Genomic DNA, 22,872 nt, shown 5'->3' with positions numbered 1-22,872 from the left:
CAATGACAAAAAAACGGGCATTAATCAGTGTTTCGGATAAAACAGGTGTCGCTGACTTTGCAAAACAGTTAACGGAGCTTGGTGTAGAAATCATCTCAACCGGTGGAACAAAAACGATGCTGGAGCAAGCGGGTGTCTCGACTATTGGCATTGAAGAAGTTACAAATTTTCCGGAAATGATGGACGGTCGAGTAAAAACACTGCATCCGAAAATTCATGGCGGCTTATTAGGAAGAAGAGATATTCCGGCACACATGGCTGCGATGAACGAGCATGACATCCAGCCAATCGATATTGTCTGTGTCAATTTGTACCCCTTCAAGGAAACAATTCAAAAAGCGGAAACAACAGTAGAGGAAGCAATCGAGAATATCGATATTGGCGGACCTAGTATGCTGAGAAGTGCTGCAAAAAATCATCAGTTTGTAACAGTGGTCGTTGACCCTAAGGATTACGAAATTGTTCTAGCAGAGCTGACAGATAATGGAGAAACGACTTTTACTACTCGTCAAAAACTTGCAGCAAAAGTCTTTCGACATACAGCAGCTTACGACGCATTGATTGCTGGTTATTTGACCGACTTAACTGATGAGAAAGAACCAGAATCCTTGACTCTGACGTATGAGCTGAAGCAGTCTTTGCGCTACGGAGAAAATAGTCATCAACAAGCAGCGTTTTATCAGGATAGTCTAACGGTACCATTCTCAATTGCAAGTGCTAAACAACTGCATGGTAAGGAGCTGTCTTATAACAACATCAAGGACGGTGATGCGGCAATTCGGATCGCGCGCGAATTTGATCAGCCGGCCGTTGTAGCTGTGAAGCACATGAATCCTTGTGGTATCGGTATCGGAGATGATTTGTATTCTGCATATATGGCTGCCTATGAAGCTGATCCAGTGTCCATTTTTGGTGGAATCATCGTGTTGAATCGAGAAGTTGATGAAGCTGTTGCAGAAAAGATGCACCAGTTATTCTTAGAAATTATTATTGCACCGTCTTTTTCAGAAAAGGCGTTTGAACTGTTGTCTGGAAAGAAAAATCTTCGGTTGATGACCTTGGATTTCGATCATAAAGATGAAGCCGATGGAGATGAGAAGGTTTCTGTCTTAGGCGGGCTTTTGGTTCAAAGTCAGGATGTCGTGAAGGAAAATCGTTCTGATTGGAAAGTTGTAACGAAACGGCAACCGACAGAGGAAGAATGGGCAGCTTTAGAATTTTCTTGGAAAGCAGTGAAACATGTAAAGAGTAACGCTATTGTTATTGCCGATGCTCATCAGACTCTGGGAATCGGTGCTGGTCAGATGAATCGTGTCGGCTCTGTTCAAATTGCTGTTGCTCAGGTAGGAGAAAAAATCACGGATGCGGTTCTGGCAAGTGATGCCTTCTTTCCAATGGGGGATAGTGTGGAATATGCAGGTAAGCATGGAATCAAGGCCATCATCCAGCCGGGAGGTAGTATCAAAGATCAGGAATCAATTGACATGGCAGATAAATATGGAATAGCGATGGTATTCACGGATATCAGACACTTCAGACATTGATCAAGGGGGACAACATGGGACTGAATATTTTAGTGATCGGCAGCGGCGGCAGAGAACATGTGATTGCGCAAAAGTTTGTGCAGAGTCCGTTGGTGGAAACAGTATATTGTGCAAAAGGAAATCCCGGAATGAAACAGGATGATATCCATCTTGTGGCTATCGAGGAGGATAATCATCCGGAATTGATCCAATTTGCAAAAGAGCATCATGTTGATTGGACATTCGTTGGACCGGAAGTGCCTTTGTTAAATGGAATCGTTGATGATTTTGAAGCAGCAGGGCTGAAGATTTTTGGTCCGAGGAAATCAGCAGCAATGATCGAAGGTTCAAAGGATTTTGCGAAAACGCTTATGAATAAGTACTCAATTCCTACTGCGAGGCATCAAACTTTCTTCGATTTCAAACAGGCAAAAGAATATGTTCAACAAAAGGGTGCTCCAATCGTGATCAAGGCAGATGGTCTGGCAGCTGGAAAAGGCGTAATCGTGGCTGAATCAGTTGAGCAAGCGATTGAAGCATTGGAGGATATGCTTGAAGGAAACCGCTTTGGTGAAAGCGGGGCAAAAGTTGTTGTTGAAGATTTTCTAGCGGGAGAAGAATTTTCTCTTCTTGCTTTCGTTCGAGAACAGGAAGTCTATCCTATGACAGTCGCTCAAGATCATAAGCGAGCATACGATAATGATTTAGGGCCGAATACTGGCGGAATGGGTGCCTATAGTCCCGTTCCTCAGATTCCCAAAGAAATGATTGATGAAGCAGTTCGAACAGTATTGATTCCGGCTGCAAAAGGAATGGTCAAGGACGGCTGTTCCTTCACAGGCATTCTTTATGCGGGGCTTATCGCAACAGATGAAGGGCCTAAAGTAATTGAGTTCAATGCTCGATTTGGTGATCCTGAAACACAAGTGGTTTTACAACGCTTGGAGAGTGATCTTGCTGAAATCATTACGGACCTACTTGATGAAAAGCAGCCGTCAATCAAATGGAAAGAGGGCGGTTTTAGTCTTGGTGTCGTAGTCGCAGCTGATGGGTATCCGGGAGAGTATCAAAAGGGCGTATCGCTTCCAGCATTTTCTTCCTCTGATGAGACGCGAGTGTATTATGCGGGAGTAGAAGAAATCGATAATAAGCTTGTTTCCTCTGGTGGTCGTATCTATCTTGTTGAGGCAGAAGGGACTACATTGGAAGACGCGCAAAAGAAGGTTTATGATTTACTTGAAACGAAGGAAACAACTGGAACCTTCTATCGAAATGATATTGGAAGCAAAGCTTTGAAATAGATACCATAAAACTAGTAAAGAGAGTGGGACAATAATCTGTTGCCACTCTTTTCCATACCCTAAATCCGAATAAACGGCGAGTCAGAAGTAGCTCCTACGACAATAAGCCGGAATTCAACAAAAATTTGTGAAACAATTTTCGTGAATTCCGGCTTATTGCTTGTAGCTAAACACTTCTGTCTCAGCCTCTTTGTGTTTTTTAGAAGTTATCTCATTCATGAGTCAATATTTCAGTTACTGCCATTCCGGCATATGTTTTTGAAAGCGTAAGGGCATATGGCTCAGCTGAACTTTTTTGTTGATACGTTCTTGGATCGTAACAGCTCGAAGGAATGTTTTCCATTGATCTTGAATATCTTCTTCCAGCTGCTGTTCTTCAAAATGAGGGCAATCGGCATTTTCTACAAATGAAATATCTCCCTGTTTGATCAGAGCCAATAAGCGATGTGTTTCATCATAAATCATGATGGATTCCAGTGGGTAACGTTCAGCAAAATGCGGGCAAATATACGGCAAAGAAAAATATTTAGGGCTGATTTTGCTGAATAGAATTTTCCCAACATATTCGAAACGCACAAATCCGGTAAACAGATGTGCTTCTCCTAAAAGAGTTTTGATTCCTTTATGAATAGCCAGAATGGACGGGTGGCCAATAAAATTTGTCAGCGAATCTTTAGTATCCAGGGCAATTAGAAGTGCTTCGAGTAGATGACTTTCCTTATTTGGGACAGTCGCATAAAAGCCATCTAAGATAAACTGAAAATTTTCAGGCTTTAAACGCTGCTGAAGCCGTACATAGATTCTCTGTGCCTTCTGCTCATCCTTTTCGATCCATTCGCTTAGAAACAAACTTTCAACTGAAGTTTCCGGGGTTAGGATAGATTCTGGAAATACCTCGCTTTTGAATGCATGATAGACAATCGTTAAAAAGCCGTAGAAGCTTCCATCGTATTCCCAAGTTTCTGCAGAATATTCAATAAGCATGACTGAGCTCCTTTTCTTTCGTATGTTCAAAACGTTCAACATCAAAGAGAGAAAGCTGTTCACCAAGACTTTGTGTATTCGCCTTCTTCAAAGCCTTGAATTGTCTGGCAGAAACCAAGGAAGCGATGATCCACTCGGGTTCCTTGATCAGTCCATCCATGATCGTACCATTACAGCTGACAAAATATTTTGCTCGTTTTACCACGACCCCCAGCTTCTTCAAATCCGTTAAATGGAGCCTGTAATATTTTCTGGCCTTCACAATATTTTGTGCACTCTTTGGACCGATACCGGGAATTCGTAAAAGCACTTCATAACTGGCTGATTGGACATCAACAGGAAACCGTTCGTAGTTCTGTACAGCCCAGTTTGCTTTAGGATCTAGATATAAATTAAAATTCGGTTTTTCTGGTGTCAGGATTTCATCTGCTTTGAAACGATAAAACCGCATCAGCCAATCTGCCTGATAAAGCCGATGCTCTCTGAGCAGCGGTGGATCAGTAGTAACTGCAGGCAGCAGAGAATCTTGGTTTACAGGGATATAAGCAGAATAATAGACACGTTTTAATTCGTATTTGTTGTATAAATTCTCTGCAATTTTGACAATGGCGTGATCTGTTTCAGGTGACGCACCAATAATCATCTGTGTGGACTGACCACCGGGAACAAAAGTTGAGCCTCTTCTTACTGCTGGAAGGGTAGAAAGTTCCTTTTTTTTAGTAGTGATTTGCTTCATTGGTTTGTACAACGAAAAAGGGTCTTTATCTGGTGCCAGCAGTTTCAGACTTTCTCTGGAGGGCAGTTCAACGTTAACACTCATTCTGTCTGCCAGATAGCCAAGCTCTTCAATCAAGGCTTCATCTGCTCCGGGAATCGCTTTTACATGGATGTATCCCTTAAAGCCCTTCTCATATCGAAGGATTTTCAATGTTTTGATCAGCAGCTCGCTGGTGTAGTCAACATTTTTAATGATTGCAGAGCTTAAAAACAGCCCTTCAATATAGTTCCTCATATAAAAGTCCATTGTCAAATCTGCTACCTCTTGAGGTGTGAAGGTTGCTCGTGGAATATGATTGGATTTTCGGTTGATGCAGTAATGACAATCGAATATACAGGCATTTGTAAACAATAATTTCAACAAGGAGACACAACGGCCGTCACTAGTAAAAGAATGACATATCCCTGCAGCTGCTGTGCTGCCGACTGTTCCTGTTCGTGTATTATCAGTGACCCCACTGCTTGCGCATGACACATCATATTTGGCAGATTCAGCCAATATTTCAATTTTTTTAGCAATATCCATAATTTATGCCTCCTTTACCGAACGTATGTTCTTATTTTAGCAAGAAGTGTTTCATCTGTCAAAGATTAATTTGAGTTCAATTATTTGTTCTTTTCTTAAACGAATGATAAGCTATTGTTGCTTACTAAAAGTAAGGGGGGAAGGAAATGAAGTACATATTTAAAGAAGGAACAGGTCAAAATTTTCTATTGCTTCACGGTACCGGTGGTGATGAAGAGTCGCTATTGGATATTGCAGCATACTTAGACCCGACAAGCACAGTACTATCTTTTCGAGGTCGAGTCATCGAAGGCGAAATGAATCGCTTTTTCAAAAGAAATGGATTGAATCAATTTGATATTGAAAGCCTTGAAGAGGAAACGGATCATTTGTTAGATGAAATCATCAAAATCAGTGAGGAAAAAGGAATTGCGGTCTCCGATTGGACGATACTTGGTTACTCAAATGGTGCAAATATCGCTGGCCATCTTTTGCTTGAACGACAATCTGATTTGAAGATAGCAGCCTTACTTCATCCGATGTCTTTAGGCGTTGATACACAGCAAACAATATTGGAGAACAAAAAGGTTTTGCTGTCTTTTGGAGAAAACGATCCGATTGTTTCCAAAGAGTCCTTTCAAAAGCTGGCATCTCAACTGAAAAGCAGAGACGCTGATGTGACTGTTGTCGAAACAGATGCCGGACATCAGGTGACCATGGAAGAGATCGATCAAGTAAAAGAATGGCTGACATTCTAAAATGAGCGAATCATTTGATAGAATTTTTTAAGGGTGCTAAGCTGTTATTGTAATCAAATAATCATTTAGGAGGATGTTTAATATGGCAGATTTAAACGAACGTGTAAATGATGCAAAAGATAAAGTTGAAGGCGAAGCAAAAGAAGCAGTTGGAAAAGTAACTGACGATAAAGGAAAAGAAGCAGAAGGTAAGCTTCAATCTGGTTTTGCTGATGCTAAAACAAAGGCTAGAGATGCTGGAGAAGATATCAAGGAAGGCGCTGAAAAATTCGGCGATAAAATCAAAGAAGGCTTCGACGACTTAAAAGATAAATTCCATAAGCACGACGATAAATAATTGATAGCTGACCAAGGCAGACTGCGGATTTCGAATCCGTGGTCTGTTTTTTGAATCAGTGCCCAATAGATAAAGAAGAAACGTCCTGCCGATTGAGCTGGCAGGGCGTTTCTTCTAATCATTTTTCAGTAGCTCTTTTAAAACCGGCATATCATGAACATCGTATTTCTCCTTGAAGGCATTGATTTCTTCCGTACTAAATTTTTCCGGATCGAGTACAAGTTCTTCAACAGGTAGTGGTCGGGCATTTCTTATTTTTATATCAATTACCACTGGTCGTTTGCTGTTTTTAGCTGCCTCGAAGGCGGGAGCAAGCTGTTCATATTTTGTGATGGTAAAGCCATCTGCTCCGAGTGCTTCACCAACTTTACCAAAATCAGCACCTTCAAGAAAGACACCAAATTTCTTTTGCTCTGTATCTTCTTGTTCCGCTTCGATGAAACCAAATGAGTCATTAGAAAATACCACATTAATAATTGGCAGATCATATTTTACCTGAGTGATGATATCCTGCATGACCATAGCGAAAGCACCATCTCCGCTCAATGTAAATACCTGCCGATCAGGATAGCTTAGTTTTGCTGCAATACCACCAGGAATACCATTACCCATAGTTGCAAACCAACCAGAAGTAGTGAATTTTTGTTTCCCGTTCATATCCAGTAAACGAATCGCATGAATGGTTGTATTCCCTACATCTGTCACGAAAATTGCTTCTTCTTCTGCAATCCGGCGAATTTCTTTGAAGACTGGTTCAGGTCGTAGTGGTGCTTCATCGTTATCGTCAAAGCTTCGCAACCAGTTGACCCAATTCTTTTTATTTTTTTGATTTGCGCTGAGCCAGTTGTCAGCAGGTCTTTGTGTCCCTTGTTCCACCATCATTTTCAGCGCTGTTTTACCATCGCCTAAAATGGAGATATCTGTTTTATGTCTCCGCCCAAATTTGGATGCATCGATATCCACCTGAATAAAGGCTGCTTCCGGATTGAAAAAGTAAGCTGCAAAAGGAAAATCACTACCCACAAAAACGATGAGATCGGCTTGTGCCAAGGCTTCATTTGCAGGTTTTGTTGCTACTCTGGCTGCAAAACCAAGAAAATTTTCATAGGAATCAGGAACGATTCCTTTTGCCAGAACGGCTGCCGCTATAGGCATGGAGAAGTACTCGGAGAAGTGCTTGATTTCCTCCCAACCACCTCTGGTTCCTTGACCAATATAGAGAATTGGTTCCTTCGCTTTTTCAATCAACTTGACTGCATTATCAATATCGTTGCTGTCGGGTAATATCGAGCTGATTTTGTGATTGACAGCTGTTGACACATACGTATCTGGAATATCAATAAAACCAAAATCTACAGGAATTGTAACCACAGCAACACCATTATACTTATAGGCTGCTTTGATTGCTTCATCAATAACATGTGGGAGGCTTTCAGGGGTCATAACAGTTCGGTTATAGACACTGACATCGGCAAACATTGGGTTTTCATTTAGCTCTTGAAATGAATTATAGTTCATAGCAGAAGAAGCCACCTGCCCAAGCAACGCCAAAACAGGAACATGGTCCATCTGAGCGTCATAAAGACCATTGATCAGATGTGTTGCTCCAGGACCCGCTGAGCCGAAAACAGCCCCGATTTTACCTGTCAATTTGGCATCTGCCGCCGCTGCTAGTGCTCCAACTTCTTCATGGCGAACCTGAATGTAATTGATTCTGTCTTTTTCTTTATAAAGTGCATCCATTGTTGAATTGAACGATCCTCCGGGAATACCATAAATATGATCGATTCCCCAGCTTTCCATGACTTTTACCATGGCAGTGCCAGCATTAATTGTGTTGACCATCATACCTCACTCCATTTCTAAAATTGTCTTCAATCTAAGTATACGCTTGAAAGGATAATGAACCAAATAAAGGGCCTTTTTCAGCGAATAAGGAAAATTTACAATTTTATTGGGGCTAACAGCTTTTATAACTGAGCAGGACTGATTGGCGCTGATAAGCTTATATGGGCACACTTTAAGGAGAAGTACAAAGCAACATCAAAAGTGTTTGAAGCTGTGAGAGGAGGCTGCTATCTAGAGTTAGTGCTAAACATACACAATTACTAGATTTTATTCGAAGTTTACGAATGGTGCTGCATTATAGGAAATTAGGGGGATTTAGCGTGATAGATTTTTAGGTTATCCTAAAAATAAGATAAGCTAGACTATAAAAAAACTGTGTGATAAAATAAGGACAAGGTGAAAACGGTTAGGAGGGAAACGATGATTGATTGGATAATAAACCTGCAGCCTTGGCAACAAGCCTTGGTGGGGACAGGCTTTACATATTTCATGACAGCTCTTGGTGCAGCTTTGGTTTTTTTCTTTAAGGATATCAAAAAAGATGTACTGAACTTGATGCTTGGCTTCGCGTCAGGTGTTATGATTGCTGCCAGTTTCTGGTCGCTGCTTGCTCCGGCAATTGAGCGGGCAGAAGAGAATGGGGATATCGCTTGGCTGGTTGTCAGTTTCGGTTTTGGACTCGGAGGATTGTTCCTTTATATCGCAGATAAGACATTGCCTCATATGCACTTTGGTCCAAATCATGAAAGGGAAGGACTTCCCTCTCATTTGAAACGAACGATTTTACTGGTTTTTTCCATCACACTTCATAACATCCCGGAAGGGCTGGCTGTGGGAGTTGCTTTTGGAGCGGCCGCTTCGGCAGATGATCCGAGAGCCGCTGTTTTAGCAGCAATATCTGTTGCTCTTGGGATCGGTATCCAAAATTTTCCAGAAGGTGCAGCGGTCTCTATCCCGCTTCGACAAGAGGGCTTAAGCCGTTGGAAGTCATTCCTTTATGGGCAGGCTTCGGGAATTGTCGAGCCGATTGCAGGTATTATCGGAGCAGTTCTTGTTACCAAGATGTCCGCTCTGTTACCATATGCGCTGGCTTTTGCTGCAGGAGCGATGATTTATGTCGTAGTGGAAGAATTGATCCCGGAAGCGCAGCAGACGCTCACGAGTAAACGTCACTTTGCCGTCTTCGGTGTCATGCTGGGATTCATCATCATGATGATTTTGGATGTAGCGCTAGGATAAGCAGAAGTCACGTGTCATAGCCTTTTTCAATGATTTGAGAAAAATGAATCCTTTTAGAGAATATAAAAACAAGAGAAAATGAAGAAAGACAGAGACGCTAGGCTAACAAAAGCAGGGTGCTTCTGTCTTTCTTTTATTTTCCATCTAGTTATTTATTGTGGTAAAATAATTCTAACAAAAATCTAACGCTTGAAATCAATCCTTGATTGATGGATTATCGCGTACAGCAGTCTTGCTCTATCCCCCCTCTTTTACATCCATATAGCAGAATAAGATTTTGTATTCATTTTTCAGTTATTTATTTAGAATGCTGTGTTGCTCCATTTATTTTTCTAAAAATCAGGAAAATCCTTTGACAATCTATGTAGTAATTACCAATCATATGTTAAAATAGAAAAAGCAACTTTCTTCAAGAAGATGAGAGGGGATTTACTAAGTATGGAAAAATCATATGTTGTTGCAGTGGTAGGTGCAACAGGGGCAGTTGGAACAAAAATGATCGAAATGTTGGAACAAACAAAATTGCCAATCAAGCAAATCAAACTTTTGGCTTCAAAACGTTCTGCGGGTAAAGAACTGAAGTTTAAAGGTCAGACACTGGTAATTGAAGAGCTGGTTCCAGAGTCTTTTGAAAATGTTGATATTGCGTTATTCAGTGCCGGTGGCGGGATTTCTAAATTATTTGCGCCGGAAGCTGTTAAGCGAGGAGCAGTGGTTATTGATAATACCAGTCATTTTAGAATGGCCGCAGGTGTTCCTCTGGTTGTTCCGGAGGTCAATCGGGAAGCCTTAAAGGAACATAAGGGAATTATCGCTAATCCAAATTGTTCAACGATTCAAATGATGGTTGCACTTGAACCAATCAGACAAGCAGTAGGCTTAGATCGAATCATCGTGTCTACTTATCAGGCGGTTAGTGGCGCAGGCATCAGTGCGGTGGAGGAATTGAAGAAGCAGGCTGTTGACTATATCAATGGCACGCCGGCAAACGAATTAACAGCAGAAATCATGCCATGCGGCGGTGATAAGAAGCATTATCCAATTGCGTTCAATGCGCTTCCTCAAATAGATGTTTTTTCTGATGACGATTATACGTATGAAGAATGGAAAATGGTCAATGAAACGAAGAAAATCATGGGTGATGATACTCTAAAGGTCAGTGCGACCTGCGTTCGTATCCCAGTTTTATCAGGCCATTCAGAATCTGTCTATATAGAAGTAGAAAAAGACACTTCGGTTGCAGCGATCCGGGAAATGATGGCAGCAGCACAAGGCGTGGTTTTACAGGATGATCCAAGTCAGCAATTGTATCCTCAGGCATTGACAAGTATTGATAAAAAAGAAACTTTTGTGGGAAGAATCCGTAAAGACATTGATGTAGCTAATGGTTTCCACATGTGGATCGTTTCTGATAACTTACTTAAGGGTGCTGCATGGAACTCTGTTCAGATAGCAGAGACACTGCATGAGATGGATCTGGTTCGAGTTTAAAAAATATGGAGGGTTAAATGTATGAAATTGACAAATTCATCAATTATTACTGCGATGGTTACGCCATTTACTGAAACAGGAGCAATTGATTTTGCTAAGTTGCCTGAATTGGTAGAGTTTCTATTAAGCTCACATACAGATGGTCTGATCCTTGCGGGGACTACGGGAGAGTCGCCGACACTGACACATGATGAGGAAATCGATCTATTCAATGAAGTGATTCGTTTGGTAGATGGTCGTGTGCCGATCATTTGTGGTGTTGGAACAAATGACACAAGAGATTCTGTGGAGTTTGTAAAAGAAATTGCTCAGATAGAGGGAATCGATGCCGGACTGGCAGTCATACCTTATTATAATAAACCAAATCAAGAGGGACTATATCACCACTTCAAAGCAATTGCCGAGGCGAGTGCTTTGCCGATCATTTTGTACAATGTTCCCGGCAGAACTGTGGCTTGTCTTGATGTAGAGACAACGCTTAGACTAGCAGAGCTGGAAAACATTGTTGCGGTGAAGGAATGTGCAGGACTTGATGCATTGACGGAACTGATTGAAAAAGCACCGGAGGACTTTCTAGTTTATACTGGTGAAGATTCTCTTGCCTTTTCAACAAAAGCCTTAGGTGGACAAGGTGTGATCTCAGTATCCAGTCATATTTTTGGTAATGAACTATTCAACATGTTTCAGGCTTTGGACCATGGAGAGCTTAAGCAGGCTGCCGCGATCCAACGGAAGCTATTGCCGAAAATGAACGCATTATTCTCTGTACCTTCTCCTGCACCTGTGAAAATGGCATTGAATCACTTAGGTGTTTCTGTTGGAGATTTACGTTTACCTCTTGTATCATGTACTTCTGAGGAGAAAGAAAAAATATTGCAAATACTTGATATATAATCAAGCAGAAAGTAGAGAGGTGAAAAGAGTGAGTACAATAAGAATCATTCCACTTGGCGGCGTACGTGAAAATGGAAAAAATATGTATATCGCTGAAGTAGGAGATGAAATTTTTGTACTGGATTGCGGATTGAAATATCCGGAAAATGAGCTTTTAGGAATCGATGTAGTGATTCCGGATTTTACATATCTGGAGGAAAATATCGATCGGATAGCCGGAGTGTTTCTGACTCACGGACATGCAGATGCCATTGGGGCGCTGCCTTATCTATTATCCAAAGTTCAGGTGCCAGTATTCGGTACGGAGTTGACTGTAGAGCTTGCGAAGCTGAGTGTGAGCGATCATCCTTCTTCCAAACAGTTTAAGGATTTTCACGTTGTTGATGCACATACGGAGATTGATTTTGGAAATGCAACAATCAGCTTCTTCAAAACAACGCATACAATTCCTGATTCTATCGGAATCAATATCAAAACAGGCGAAGGAAACATAGTTTATACAGGCGACTTCAAGTTTGATCAAAGTGCGTCACCAATGTACCAGACAGAATTTGGCCGTCTGGCAGAAATCGGCAGTGAAGGTGTTCTTGCGTTGTTAAGTGACTCTTCAAATGCTGAAAATCCTGTTCCAGTTGCTTCTGAACTTCAGATTGCTGATGAAGTATACGACACGATTCAGTATTGGGAAGGTAGAATCATTGTGGCCTCTGTTGCCAGCAACTTGAAGCGCGTTCAGCAGGTACTGAATGCTGCTCATAAATCAGGACGTAAGGTTGTTTTGACTGGTCTTGATTTAGAGAAAATCATTCGTACGGCAATGCGTCTGGATAAACTTGAGTTGCCAAGCGAAGACTTGATCATTACTGTGAAGGATATGAAGAAATATCCGGATGAAGAGCTTTTGATTCTAGAAACAGGTCGTATGGGAGAGCCGATCAAATCTCTTCAAAAAATGGCAAACAAAACGCATCGCATGGTGAGTATTCAAGAAGGCGACTTGGTCTATATTACGACAACACCAACGACTGCAATGGAAACTGTTGTGGCTAAAACAGAGGATATGGTTTATCGTGCCGGTGGAACAGTAAAACAGATTTCTGATAATCTTCGTGTCTCCGGTCATGGAAATCCAGCAGATTTACAATTGATGTTGAATCTGATGAAGCCGAAGTTTTTCATTCCAGTTCAGGGGGAATATCGTCAGCTTGCCGCTCATGCAGATTTAGCTCATGAGTTAGGCATTCCATATAAAAATATCTTTATTACCGGTCGTGGTGACATTTTAGAATATAAGAAGAAAAAGATGTCAGCATCCGGTACAACAACTGCTGATAACATAATGATTGATGGTCTTGGTGTAGGTGATATTGGAAATATCGTTCTTAGAGACCGCCGTATCCTGTCAGAAGACGGTATTTTTGTTGCTGTGATCACGATCAATCGTCGTGAGAAGAAAATTGTTTCTCCAGCAAAAATCACATCAAGAGGCTTTGTCTATGTGAAAACCAGCAAAGATCTGATGAAGGAAAGCAGTAATATTGTCACTGAGATCGTTGAAAAACATCTTGAAAATAAAGACTTTGAATGGAGTAAGCTAAAGCAGGACATTCGGGATCAACTGAGCCGTTACCTGTTTGATCAGACAAAACGCCGTCCAGTGATTTTGCCTGTGATCATGGAAGCTTCTCAACGAAAAAAAGCGAAATAAAAAGCTGAACATTTTGAATTAGACCGAACATCTTAAAGGATGTTCGGTTTTTTTACTTACAACATATTTCTTTATTACTTAAGCAACTCAAAAGCAGTTTATAGTCAATTTCTTTCAACTTTTTCATTTCTTCGATACAATAAGAACGTGAAGCAATTTGATGAATGGGGGAGTATGTGATGGATAAGAAAGAAACGAAATGGATTTCTTTTTTAGGTGGTCGTGATTTATTATTTACACTGACCGCTTTGTTATTATTAGGCGGTGTAGTATTCATCTTCCATCTAGTGAGTTTTATCTTTGATCCGCTTCAAGTTATTTTTAAAACAGTGATTGGTCCAGTGATACTTGCACTTATTTTATACTATCTACTTAATCCGTTGATTAATTGGTTGGAGAAAAAAGGAGTAAAACGAGTGATCAGTGTCTCACTTTTGTTCATTCTGATCCTGGGGTTGATTGTTCTGGGAGTGATTTTAGTTATTCCAATTCTCCAAAAGCAGATTGAGAGCTTGATCAATGATTTTCCGTCATATGTTAGCGATGTATCAAAGAGTATCGGCGATTTCTTCAAGAATACGCCTTTTGAGCAATCTTTAAGGGACACGCTGGAGGGTTTCCAAAAGTGGTTCGATAATCTATCAGATAGTCTATATGAATACTTCACCAAAGCTGTAGCGGGTGCATCAACGGTTTTTTCAACGATTACCGGATTTGCATTGATCATGGTTACTGCACCGATCATTACGTTCTTTTTACTAAAGGATGATAGGAAGTTCTTTTCTGCAATCTTGAAAATCATCCCGCCAAAATTTCGATCAGATGCTAAAGAAATAGGTGCTACGATGAACAGCCAAGTCGGGGCATACCTAAAGGGGCAGATACTGGTGTCCATTGCTATTGGTATTCTTACATTTATCGGCTTTTTGATTATCGGACTACCATATTCAGGAACCTTGTCTATTATCGTAGGCATCACTGCAGTCGTTCCATATATCGGCCCCTTTATTGCATTTGTTCCGGCTGCAATCGTTGCACTGATGGTTTCATTTCCAATGTTGGTACAAATGTGTATTGTGTGGATTATTGTTCAAATGTTGAATGGACACTTGATAGAGCCACAAGTTATGGGGAAACATCTGGTTGTGCATCCTTTGACCATCGTGATCGTGTTATTGGTGATGGGGGATTTACTAGGGATGTTTGGCTTGATATTCGGAATACCAATGTATGCCATTATTAAAGTGCTTTTCACTTATGCTTTTAGAAAGTTTAAAACACGTTACAATCGCTACTATGGTGATTCCGGAAAATATGAGGAAACAGAATTTTCTAAAGAGGAATATCTAGATGATTAAAATAAAAATGCTGAGCAGGCTCATTAAGAGCTACTCAGCATTTTTTGATTTATCGAATATTTTCAAGCTCAAGAAGATAAGACTTTATCGACAAACCTTCTCCAGAGGTTTCTCCCATATATCCGGTTAATTTTCCATTCTTCCCAATTACTCGATGACAGGGGACGATGATGGGTATTGGATTGTTTCGATTTGCCTGTCCAATGGCTCGAACAGCCTTCGCTGAATTTACAGCTATTGCAACATCCAGATAAGAACGAGTCTCTCCATAAGGAATATCAACCAAAGCTTCCCATACTTTACGCTGGAAAACCGTCCCTTTTTCAAAGGAAAGGGGGGTGGTAAATTCTTTGAGAGTTCCGGAAAAATAAGCGGCTAATTCTTGCGCTGCTTGTTCTGTCCACTGATTCGTTTGGTGATTATCTATTGAGAAAAAGGATACCTGTGTCAGCCCTTTTTCATTGGCATCTAACCATATAGAGCCAATAGGGGTAGTGATTTCCATATTTGATCCTCCAAAAAACAACTTTTTTCCATTATACCGCAAAATAGTGCGTAATATATTGTGAACAAACAAAAAATCTATTTATTTACATTAACCAAAACATTTGGAACAAGGAGTTAAATTTCTGCTAAGAGCTGTTTGCAACGTCGCTTCTGTGTAAGTCCCGTTTCCACATCTTCTATTATGATATTTTGATCCTGTAGGGGTAACTAACACCATTTCTGTGACATTGTTTTGTTCCTGTTGTGCAGCTTGTTCTGCTTCTGCAGCGGCGGCAGCTGCCTGTTGTGCTTCTTGCTCTTCTCTGGCATGGATGGCGGTATCTACAGCAGCTACTCTAGTAGAGAGTACTTGGTCACCTTCCGGGATTGCTGCAATGGCAGTAGTTGCTGAAGCTACATTTTCGTGGGTTTGGTTGGACTCAGCCTGCGCTACTGCTGCTTCCGCTTCTTTTATCAGTCGATCGGTTTCTGCTTTTTTATCTGCTTCCGCCTGTTGTTTTTCTTCCGCTTCTTTTGCGAGACGAAGTTCTTCAGCCTCTTTTTCAGCCTCTGCTTCTCTGGCTGCGACGAAAGCAGTTGATGGTGTAGCAGTTACTAGCTTGGACATTTTCTGACCATTCAGTTCAGCAATAACTTCAAGTTCTTCCTCAATGTTAGTTGCGAGGATATAGCTCAGTTCAAAATTGCCGTCACCATCTGCTTCTACTTTTTTATCAGAGGTTTCAGTAGCTATATAAACTGTTGCGTGCGGCTCAGTCGTTCCTTGGATCATTATTGTTCCAGTGCTGTCAGTCTCAAGTGCTTCTTTGGATAAGCTTAAGACTAATTCTTCAATTTTAGAAGATTCTGCTATCTTCTTCGTTGTTGTTTGCACAGTTTCCAGCTTAGCAGCTTCCTTTTCAGCTGCAGCTGGCGGCATCAAATAACCGCCGACGGCAAATGCTACAACAGATGCCCCAAGCACCATAGCTGAAAGTTTTGCCTTTTCAGGTTCTCTTTTATTGCGGAAATAAAAGAATTTTCTCAGAGCTACAACTGCTCCTATCACTCCAGCTAATGCCAATGTAGCCCAGGGAGCAGCAAATAACATAATCAATAATACAATAACGCCTAAAATTGCTAGAATCTTTTTCATTTCAATCCCCATTTCTATGTGTAGTGTGTGTAAGATAGTTATTGACAGTATAAGTAGTCGCCCTATATTTAATTGCTTAGCTTTGCACTTGAATTTTCATCGATAATAGCAAACAGATTACTCAAGGTATCAATAATACATATCTTTTATTAAGTATAGCATTTATATTAAAAAAAGACCTTTTATTTACTGTTCTCTTCTTACTCAATTCTTGAATTGTTTCGCTGTGCCATCTGGTTTTGGAGCAAAAATTGATTTTATGAACGACTCAAAAGACGAATACTTTTGAAATATGGTACTATATTAGAAGAGACGCTTGGGAGGCGGTTTGAATGGAAGAAATCACAATATTGCATACAAATGATCTACACTCTCATTTTGAAAACTGGCCGAAAATCAGACGCTTTCTTATGGAAAATAAAGAAAAGCGATCTTCTGATAAAAGTATTTTTGCTGTGGATTTGGGTGACTTTGTCGATCGTTGGCACCCTTTGACTGAAGCGACAGATGGTCAGGCAAATGTTCAGTTGATGAATACAGTTCATTACGATGCTGCCACAATTGGCAATAATGAAGGTGTGGGAAACTCCAAATCTCAACTAAATGCCCTTTATGACGATGCTGATTTTGATGTGCTGCTGGGGAACCTTTTTGACCCTTCAACGGGTGAACGACCGACATGGACAAAGACACATAAAATTTTAAAAACACCGAATAATACGAAAATTGGTTTGATTGGTTTGACTGCTCCGTTTCCATTGACCTATGAACCAAATGGATGGGATATTCGTTCAGTGGACGATGTCTTACCGACTTTAATTAGTCAAGTTAGACCGAATTGCGATGTTTTAATATTGCTAAGTCACTTGGGAATCGATCAGGATATGAGGATTGCCACAAATTATCCTGAAATAGATATACTTTTGGGTTCACATACCCATCATTTGTTCAGGCATGGAGAAAAAATCAATCGCACTCAGCTTTCTGCAGCTGGGAAGTTTGGACAATACGTTGGTAAAGTTCGAATCCTTTTAGAGAAGGGGAAAATTATTGACACCTCGGCAGAAGCATTGCCGACTGAGGACTTCCCGACACTTCCAGAGGATGAAGCTGAAATCGAAGGGTATCTTGCTCGCGGACATAGGCTGTTGCAGGAAAAGAAAATTGCTGAACTGCCTTATGAATTTTCGGATAGATTGAACAGCTCTCATCCGTTGATTTTCGAAGCGCTTGAAGCAGTGAAAAAACGAGGAGACACGGAAGCCTCGGTGTTGAACACGGGTCTTTTTATAGGTACTCTTTCTAAGGGGCTTGTTACTGAGGATGATTTACACCGTGTGCTGCCGCATCCAATGCATTTGATTCGTGTGACGTTGAATGGAAGTGATATGGATCGCTTGATACGAGAGATGGAGAAAAATCGACATTATCTTAGGAAGTTTTCGATTATGGGAATGGGCTTTCGCGGTAAAATTTTTGGGGAACTTTGCTACAGTGGCATTTCCTACGATAAGGAAACGAAAACAGTTTATTGGAATGGTCAATTACTTGAACCAAAAAAGAGCTACACCATTACAACAGTTGACCATTTTCTGTTTATTCCTTTTTTCCCGACGATCGAGCTTGCTGGGGAAGTAGACTTCCTGTTTCCTGAATTCATTCGAAATGTTTTAGGAGACTATCTTAGGCGCTACTATTCAATCAATAAAAAACAAGGTATAATGAACGACAGGTGGTGAAATCATGACAGAAAAAACTGAAGAGAAAAAGGAATTGACGGCTGAGCTTACAGCTGTTATTGAAGAAATAAATGAAGAACCTGTGAAAACGAAACAAAAGGGTGAACTGGTTTCGATCATAGATGAAGACCAAATCATGATTGGAGATCGTCAGTATATATTGGTAAAAAATCATCGTGAAGCATTCGATCTTGAAAAAATCGGCGAGCGTTTCAGCGATATTTTGTCGAGATATGATTATATTGTCGGAGACTGGGGTTATGATCAGCTGAGACTAAAAGGTTTTTTTGATGTGGAAAATAGAAAAGCATCTCCTGATCAGCGAATCGACAGCCTTGAAGATTATCTTTATGAGTTCTGTAATTTTGGTTGTGCCTACTTTGTCATCAAGCGTGTTGGTGGGAAAAGAGAAAAACAGGGGCAACGAAGAAAAAGAAGCAAACGAAGTAATAATAATCCTCGCAACCAGGCATTTACAGATGAGAAGAAGGCACCCGTAAAATCTCAGAGCAACGTGAAAAAAAGCAAGCCGGTGATTCGTAATCGAAAAGAAAATACCGGAAATAATAAAAATACAGCTGTGAAAAGTGAGAAAAAAGAAACGGCAAATCGGTCGTTTACGATCCGTCAGCGTGAGGAGCAGTAAAGGAATGGCATACAAGGGCTACTTAATTGATTTAGATGGAACGATTTATCTGGGGAAAGAAATTATTCCTGCAGGTAAGCGTTTTGTCGAACAACTTCAGCAAAGCGACCAGCCTTTTCTTTTTGTCACCAACAATACGACAAAAACACCGGAAGCTGTAGCAGAGCGTCTAGCCAAGGAATTTGATTTACATGTTCAACCTTCAACGATTTATACGGCTAGTTTAGCAACAATTGACTACATGAAGGAAGCAAACAAAGGAAATAGGGTCTACGTGATTGGCGAATCAGGTCTTGTTGATTTGATATTGGCAGCTGGATTTGTCTGGGATGAAGAAGAACCAGATTATGTCGTTGTCGGATTGGATACAGAGATCACTTATGAGAAGCTAGTTAAGGCAACCTTAGCTATTAGGAGAGGTGCTGAATTTATTGGTACGAATCCTGATAAGAACATTCCTACTGAGCGTGGGCTGCTTCCAGGTGCCGGTTCAATGATTGCATTGATTGAGACTGCTGTTCAAAGATCACCGATAATGATCGGAAAACCAAATGCAGTGATTATGAATGAAGCTGTAAAGGTATTGGGACTGACGAAAGATGAAGTAATCATGGTTGGCGATAACTATGAAACTGACATTCAAGCCGGGATCAAAAACGGAATCGATACGCTGTTGGTTCTTTCTGGTTTCACTCAAAAAGAGGATGTGCCGAATTTACCTGTTCCGGCAACCTATACAGTTGATTCTTTAGATGAGTGGGAAATCTGATATGGGAAAAAGAAAAGGAGTAGTTCTAGAATATCTGGGATTTATTTGTCTTTTTTTGACGATTCTTTCGTTGTGCATTACAATCACAATCAACTTTAGGCCTCTGTACATTTTTGATATTGATTACTTAAATATACTGGACTATACAGAGATCGGGAAAAAAGAACTGATTGCTAATTTCGATCAGCTGATGCAGTACTTAAATAATCCATTTATCACGACACTGAAGCTGCCTGATTTTCCTATGTCGGAAAGCGGTGCATTTCATTTTTACGAGGTAAAACGATTGTTTCTACTGAACTATGCGGTGTTAATCACAACAATTGTTCCTTCCTTTTTCTTTTTACGTTATTTAAAGAAAAACGGCTGGCTTTGGCGATTGATGAATCCCTTCAGGATTGGGATGATTGTCCCTTTGATTTTATTATTTGTGATGTTTATCGGTTTTGATCAATTCTTTGTTCAATTCCACAGCATATTCTTTAATAATGATGATTGGCTATTTAACCCGGCAACAGATCCAGTTATCAATGTTTTGCCGGAAGCATTTTTCATGCACTGTTTCTTGTTCTTTTTCATTTTGCTTGAAGGTACTCTATTTGCCGGTTATTGGGTCGGTAAAAAGCAGTTGAAATAGAAGAAGGATCAGTATATAAAAACAAGTCTTTAGACGTTGAATGTTGTTCAGCTTCTGAAGGCTTTTTTGTATTCTCTTATTTGATTTGGCGCACAGCAATAAATGACTCTCTAAGGCTTATTGTAAAACAACTAGTAATACTTATTTTGAATAGATAGATATTTTAGCTAACTGCTCATACAGTAAAGAGTAAATTAAGAAACTGTAAAGTTATATCTGGTTTTGGAAACTAGATTGAATGATTTCGATTAATATGTTAAAATCTTATAAGAAAAAGGTGGTGTGTTTTTTTGAATGATATGAAATCTTCGTTGAAATCTTGGGGAGAAGAGTTGAGGGATATTCATTTGCCGAGATGGCATGAACTTCCTGATATTGAACTATATATGGATCAAGTGATCACGTTGGTGGAAAAATATCTTTCTCCGTTGATCACAACGGAAAAGCATACATTACTAACATCTTCGATGGTAAATAACTATGTAAAGCTAGGATTGATTCCTTCACCGAAAAAAAAGCGATACAACCAAAAGCATCTCGCATTTTTAGTGGCGATTACTTTACTGAAGCAGGTGTTGACAATTCCCGAGATCAAACAGGGTATACTTTTCCAAGGTAGCGTGGTAGGTATCCGGGCGGCATACGATTTATTTGTCTCTGAGCAGGAAAAAGCATTGGAAGTGGTTGTCCGTCAAGCGTTGGGAGAAGAACCGATTGCAGCGTTTGATGAAACGATTCCTACAGAAATGCTTGCGGCTAAAGCCGCAACCTTATCATTTGCAACGAAAATGCTCAGTGAGAAGGTCATTGAGCTGGAACAACTATATTTGAAGAAGATGGAGAGAAAATCATGAATACAGAAAAAATTGCTCTACTAGTAGATTCCGGTACGGACGTCCCACAGGAACTGGTTGAAAAATACAATATATATGTGATCCCGCTGCAAATTATTTATAAGGATCGTGTTTACACAGATAAAGTCGATATCACTCCTGAGGAAGTCTACAAACGCTTGCCGCAAGAAATTCCAAGCACGTCACTTCCGGATGGTGCAACAATCACTAAAATATTTGAAAAAATCAAAGCGGATGGCTACGAGAAGCTTCTGGCAATCACGATTTCCAGCGGATTAAGCGGTACGCATAATATTGTTCGTTTGATTGCAGAAGATTTTCCAGCATTAGAATCTTATGTTCTTGATACAAAAAATATTGGGATAGCTGCTGGACTACAAGTGATTGAAGCAGCAAAAATGATTGAAAAGGGCGACTCTTGGGAAGATATCAAGGTAAAGACAGAGGAAAATGTTAAGCGCTCTAAGATTTATTTCAATGTAGCAACTTTGGAATATCTGCAAAAGGGTGGACGTATTGGGTTAGTTGCTTCAATATTGGGGAATGCTTTGAAATTGAATCCAATAATTTCTTGTAACGATCAGGGGATTTATTATACGGTTTCTAAAGCTAGAGGCAGAAAGAAAAGTCTGGAAAAAACCTTTGAGTTGATCAAAGAATTTGTCGGAAATCACAAGAAAATTGCTTTGGCTGTTGCCCATGGGGAAGCAGAAGAAGATGCTAAGTCATTTTATCAAAGATTGAAGGAAAATTTCCCGCAAGCAGAAGAAATTTATTTTGGTACAATCAGCCCGGCATTGGTTGTTCATACCGGACCAGGACTTTTAGGCATCGGGATTCAAATACTGGAAGATTGAAAATAAAAGAACAACGAGCTTGAGCTAAATAATTGAATGAAACTAGCATTGTGCTAAAATGAAGCAAGGTGAGATATGTAAATCACCTTGCTTTTTAAAATGAAAATTTCATGAAAAAGCATTGAAAAAAACATACGTTATGTTAAACTCATTAATGACGAAAGGGGAGAAAAATTTTGAAAAAAGCAATAGCAGAAATTATTGGTACATTTATTTTAGTATTTTTCGGAACAGCAACTGCTGTATTGGGAAATGGAATGGAAGGGATCGGTACTACGGGGATTGCGTTGGCATTTGGTTTGACAATCATTGCCGCAGCTTATAGTATTGGAACAATTTCAGGCGCTCACTTGAATCCAGCCGTTTCTTTAGGTATGTGGATTAACAAACGCATCACAACACAAGAATTGATTTATTATGTAGTCGGTCAGGTTATCGGCGGCCTTTTAGCATCATTCGCTTTATTAACAATTTTAAATGCAAGTGGTAGTGATACTGCCAATCTTGGACAAAACGGTTTTGGCGACTTGACAGCAGTTGGAGCACTAGCAGTAGAAATCATTCTGACATTTATCTTTGTATTAGTTATCATGACTGTGACAAGTGCTAAAAAAGGAAATGCCAATCTTGCCGGTATCGTGATCGGTTTGACTTTGACAATGGTTCACCTAGTTGGTATTCCATTGACAGGTACATCTGTAAACCCTGCAAGAAGTTTAGGTCCAGCAGTATTTGCCGGAGGAGATGCTTTGTCTCAGCTTTGGGTATTTATCGTTGCACCGTTGATCGGTGGATTGTTGGCAGCCTTGGTTGCTAAATATGTTTTAGACACAGAAGAAGCATAAAATTTTGAAAGGAGTCGGACACATTAGTGCCGATTCCTTTTTTTTGTATGTTCTGAAAACCCCTAGCTATGCTAGGGGTTCTGGAGAGCTTCCAGCGTGGTATTAAAAAAGCCTCCTAAACTGTTAAGATGAGGTTGGTTTCCCGACCGCCACATCAAAA

General features: G+C 40.3%; 21 protein-coding genes. 16 read left to right on the top strand and 5 right to left on the bottom strand.

The window, feature by feature from the left end:
- Positions 1-2: 2 nt before the first annotated feature.
- On the top strand, positions 3-1,544 hold the full coding sequence (gene purH / locus I6N96_RS18720; RefSeq protein WP_209559100.1) for a bifunctional phosphoribosylaminoimidazolecarboxamide formyltransferase/IMP cyclohydrolase: 1,542 nt from the start codon (positions 3-5) through the stop codon (positions 1,542-1,544).
- Between the two features lie 20 nt (positions 1,545-1,564).
- Positions 1,565-2,824: a phosphoribosylamine--glycine ligase gene (gene purD / locus I6N96_RS18715; protein WP_209559165.1), complete on the top strand. Its 1,260-nt coding sequence runs from the start codon at positions 1,565-1,567 to the stop codon at positions 2,822-2,824.
- A 234-nt stretch (positions 2,825-3,058) separates the two neighbouring features.
- On the opposite strand, the gene I6N96_RS18710 is transcribed toward purD, so the two are convergent.
- Both I6N96_RS18710 and I6N96_RS18705 read right to left on the bottom strand, forming a co-directional pair.
- Complete coding sequence (locus tag I6N96_RS18710) at positions 3,059-3,808, bottom strand: TIGR03915 family putative DNA repair protein (RefSeq protein ID WP_245187057.1); 750 nt, start codon at positions 3,806-3,808, stop codon at positions 3,059-3,061.
- On the bottom strand, positions 3,798-5,111 hold the full coding sequence (locus I6N96_RS18705) for a putative DNA modification/repair radical SAM protein (RefSeq protein ID WP_209559099.1): 1,314 nt from the start codon (positions 5,109-5,111) through the stop codon (positions 3,798-3,800). Before I6N96_RS18705 ends, I6N96_RS18710 begins: the two co-directional genes overlap by 11 nt.
- A gap of 146 nt (positions 5,112-5,257) precedes the next feature.
- Between I6N96_RS18705 and I6N96_RS18700 the strand changes: the two genes are divergently transcribed.
- Together I6N96_RS18700 and I6N96_RS18695 are read left to right on the top strand one after the other, a co-directional pair.
- Entirely contained in the window at positions 5,258-5,848 is a 591-nt protein-coding gene (locus I6N96_RS18700; RefSeq protein ID WP_209559098.1) for an alpha/beta hydrolase, read from the top strand.
- Between the two features lie 82 nt (positions 5,849-5,930).
- Positions 5,931-6,185: a CsbD family protein gene (locus tag I6N96_RS18695; protein WP_209559097.1), complete on the top strand. Its 255-nt coding sequence runs from the start codon at positions 5,931-5,933 to the stop codon at positions 6,183-6,185.
- 114 nt (positions 6,186-6,299) lie between these two features.
- Here I6N96_RS18695 and spxB read toward each other — a convergent pair whose 3' ends face one another.
- The gene (gene spxB, locus I6N96_RS18690; protein WP_209559096.1) at positions 6,300-8,030 is read right to left on the bottom strand and encodes a pyruvate oxidase; all 1,731 of its coding nucleotides are present in this window, start codon (positions 8,028-8,030) and stop codon (positions 6,300-6,302) included.
- A gap of 423 nt (positions 8,031-8,453) precedes the next feature.
- Between spxB and I6N96_RS18685 the strand changes: the two genes are divergently transcribed.
- The 5 genes from I6N96_RS18685 to I6N96_RS18665 all read left to right on the top strand — a co-directional run bounded on the left by I6N96_RS18685 (position 8,454) and on the right by I6N96_RS18665 (position 14,723).
- Complete coding sequence (locus I6N96_RS18685; protein ID WP_209559095.1) at positions 8,454-9,272, top strand: ZIP family metal transporter; 819 nt, start codon at positions 8,454-8,456, stop codon at positions 9,270-9,272.
- A 438-nt stretch (positions 9,273-9,710) separates the two neighbouring features.
- Positions 9,711-10,763: an aspartate-semialdehyde dehydrogenase gene (locus I6N96_RS18680; RefSeq protein ID WP_209559094.1), complete on the top strand. Its 1,053-nt coding sequence runs from the start codon at positions 9,711-9,713 to the stop codon at positions 10,761-10,763.
- Positions 10,764-10,784: 21 nt separating this feature from the next.
- Complete coding sequence (dapA, locus tag I6N96_RS18675) at positions 10,785-11,657, top strand: 4-hydroxy-tetrahydrodipicolinate synthase (protein WP_209559093.1); 873 nt, start codon at positions 10,785-10,787, stop codon at positions 11,655-11,657.
- A 28-nt stretch (positions 11,658-11,685) separates the two neighbouring features.
- Positions 11,686-13,365 (top strand): ribonuclease J, encoded by a 1,680-nt coding sequence (locus I6N96_RS18670; protein WP_209559092.1) that lies wholly within the window; start codon positions 11,686-11,688, stop codon positions 13,363-13,365.
- 179 nt (positions 13,366-13,544) lie between these two features.
- Positions 13,545-14,723 carry an AI-2E family transporter gene (locus I6N96_RS18665; protein WP_209559091.1) on the top strand — a complete coding sequence of 393 codons (1,179 nt, stop codon included), beginning with the start codon at positions 13,545-13,547 and terminating at the stop codon, positions 14,721-14,723.
- Between the two features lie 49 nt (positions 14,724-14,772).
- Here the strand turns inward: I6N96_RS18665 and I6N96_RS18660 are convergent, their stop codons facing one another.
- A complete protein-coding gene (locus I6N96_RS18660; RefSeq protein ID WP_209559090.1) occupies positions 14,773-15,228 on the bottom strand; it encodes a methylated-DNA--[protein]-cysteine S-methyltransferase in 456 nt (151 codons plus the stop codon).
- Positions 15,229-15,318: 90 nt separating this feature from the next.
- Positions 15,319-16,365 carry a PrsW family intramembrane metalloprotease gene (locus I6N96_RS19815; protein ID WP_245187056.1) on the bottom strand — a complete coding sequence of 349 codons (1,047 nt, stop codon included), beginning with the start codon at positions 16,363-16,365 and terminating at the stop codon, positions 15,319-15,321.
- Between the two features lie 332 nt (positions 16,366-16,697).
- Between I6N96_RS19815 and I6N96_RS18650 the strand changes: the two genes are divergently transcribed.
- The 7 genes from I6N96_RS18650 to I6N96_RS18620 all read left to right on the top strand — a co-directional run bounded on the left by I6N96_RS18650 (position 16,698) and on the right by I6N96_RS18620 (position 22,712).
- Positions 16,698-18,104 carry a bifunctional metallophosphatase/5'-nucleotidase gene (locus I6N96_RS18650; protein ID WP_209559089.1) on the top strand — a complete coding sequence of 469 codons (1,407 nt, stop codon included), beginning with the start codon at positions 16,698-16,700 and terminating at the stop codon, positions 18,102-18,104.
- Positions 18,105-18,108: 4 nt separating this feature from the next.
- Positions 18,109-18,750 carry a YutD family protein gene (locus I6N96_RS18645; protein WP_209559088.1) on the top strand — a complete coding sequence of 214 codons (642 nt, stop codon included), beginning with the start codon at positions 18,109-18,111 and terminating at the stop codon, positions 18,748-18,750.
- Between the two features lie 4 nt (positions 18,751-18,754).
- Positions 18,755-19,519: a TIGR01457 family HAD-type hydrolase gene (locus I6N96_RS18640; RefSeq protein WP_209559087.1), complete on the top strand. Its 765-nt coding sequence runs from the start codon at positions 18,755-18,757 to the stop codon at positions 19,517-19,519.
- 1 nt (position 19,520) lies between these two features.
- The gene (locus I6N96_RS18635) at positions 19,521-20,156 is read left to right on the top strand and encodes a TIGR01906 family membrane protein (RefSeq protein ID WP_283811231.1); all 636 of its coding nucleotides are present in this window, start codon (positions 19,521-19,523) and stop codon (positions 20,154-20,156) included.
- A 299-nt stretch (positions 20,157-20,455) separates the two neighbouring features.
- The gene (locus tag I6N96_RS18630; RefSeq protein WP_430650185.1) at positions 20,456-21,010 is read left to right on the top strand and encodes a DUF1836 domain-containing protein; all 555 of its coding nucleotides are present in this window, start codon (positions 20,456-20,458) and stop codon (positions 21,008-21,010) included.
- On the top strand, positions 21,007-21,867 hold the full coding sequence (locus tag I6N96_RS18625) for a DegV family protein (RefSeq protein WP_209559084.1): 861 nt from the start codon (positions 21,007-21,009) through the stop codon (positions 21,865-21,867). The genes I6N96_RS18630 and I6N96_RS18625 overlap by 4 nt, the downstream gene beginning before the upstream one ends.
- 176 nt (positions 21,868-22,043) lie before the next feature.
- On the top strand, positions 22,044-22,712 hold the full coding sequence (locus I6N96_RS18620; RefSeq protein WP_209559083.1) for an MIP family channel protein: 669 nt from the start codon (positions 22,044-22,046) through the stop codon (positions 22,710-22,712).
- The last annotated feature ends 160 nt before the right edge of the window (positions 22,713-22,872 follow it).

Origin of the sequence: Enterococcus larvae (assembly GCF_017830045.1) — a bacterium.
GTDB classification, from domain to species: domain Bacteria; phylum Bacillota; class Bacilli; order Lactobacillales; family Enterococcaceae; genus Enterococcus_L; species Enterococcus_L larvae.
The sequence above is the reverse complement of the archived record's forward strand: the minus strand, read 5'-3'. Positions and strand labels throughout refer to the sequence as shown.

Coding starts and splice junctions, on each gene's coding strand:
- I6N96_RS18635 (WP_283811231.1), top strand. CDS start 19,521: ATGGGAAAAAGAAAAGGAGTAGTTCTAGAATATCTGGGATTTATTTGT.
- I6N96_RS18645 (WP_209559088.1), top strand. CDS start 18,109: ATGACAGAAAAAACTGAAGAGAAAAAGGAATTGACGGCTGAGCTTACA.
- I6N96_RS18665 (WP_209559091.1), top strand. CDS start 13,545: ATGGATAAGAAAGAAACGAAATGGATTTCTTTTTTAGGTGGTCGTGAT.
- dapA (WP_209559093.1), top strand. CDS start 10,785: ATGAAATTGACAAATTCATCAATTATTACTGCGATGGTTACGCCATTT.
- I6N96_RS18705 (WP_209559099.1), bottom strand. CDS start 5,111: ATGGATATTGCTAAAAAAATTGAAATATTGGCTGAATCTGCCAAATAT.
- I6N96_RS18625 (WP_209559084.1), top strand. CDS start 21,007: ATGAATACAGAAAAAATTGCTCTACTAGTAGATTCCGGTACGGACGTC.
- I6N96_RS18640 (WP_209559087.1), top strand. CDS start 18,755: ATGGCATACAAGGGCTACTTAATTGATTTAGATGGAACGATTTATCTG.
- I6N96_RS18630 (WP_430650185.1), top strand. CDS start 20,456: ATGAAATCTTCGTTGAAATCTTGGGGAGAAGAGTTGAGGGATATTCAT.
- I6N96_RS18680 (WP_209559094.1), top strand. CDS start 9,711: ATGGAAAAATCATATGTTGTTGCAGTGGTAGGTGCAACAGGGGCAGTT.
- I6N96_RS18650 (WP_209559089.1), top strand. CDS start 16,698: ATGGAAGAAATCACAATATTGCATACAAATGATCTACACTCTCATTTT.
- spxB (WP_209559096.1), bottom strand. CDS start 8,030: ATGGTCAACACAATTAATGCTGGCACTGCCATGGTAAAAGTCATGGAA.
- I6N96_RS18685 (WP_209559095.1), top strand. CDS start 8,454: ATGATTGATTGGATAATAAACCTGCAGCCTTGGCAACAAGCCTTGGTG.
- I6N96_RS18710 (WP_245187057.1), bottom strand. CDS start 3,808: ATGCTTATTGAATATTCTGCAGAAACTTGGGAATACGATGGAAGCTTC.
- I6N96_RS18660 (WP_209559090.1), bottom strand. CDS start 15,228: ATGGAAATCACTACCCCTATTGGCTCTATATGGTTAGATGCCAATGAA.
- I6N96_RS19815 (WP_245187056.1), bottom strand. CDS start 16,365: ATGAAAAAGATTCTAGCAATTTTAGGCGTTATTGTATTATTGATTATG.
- I6N96_RS18700 (WP_209559098.1), top strand. CDS start 5,258: ATGAAGTACATATTTAAAGAAGGAACAGGTCAAAATTTTCTATTGCTT.
- I6N96_RS18695 (WP_209559097.1), top strand. CDS start 5,931: ATGGCAGATTTAAACGAACGTGTAAATGATGCAAAAGATAAAGTTGAA.
- purH (WP_209559100.1), top strand. CDS start 3: ATGACAAAAAAACGGGCATTAATCAGTGTTTCGGATAAAACAGGTGTC.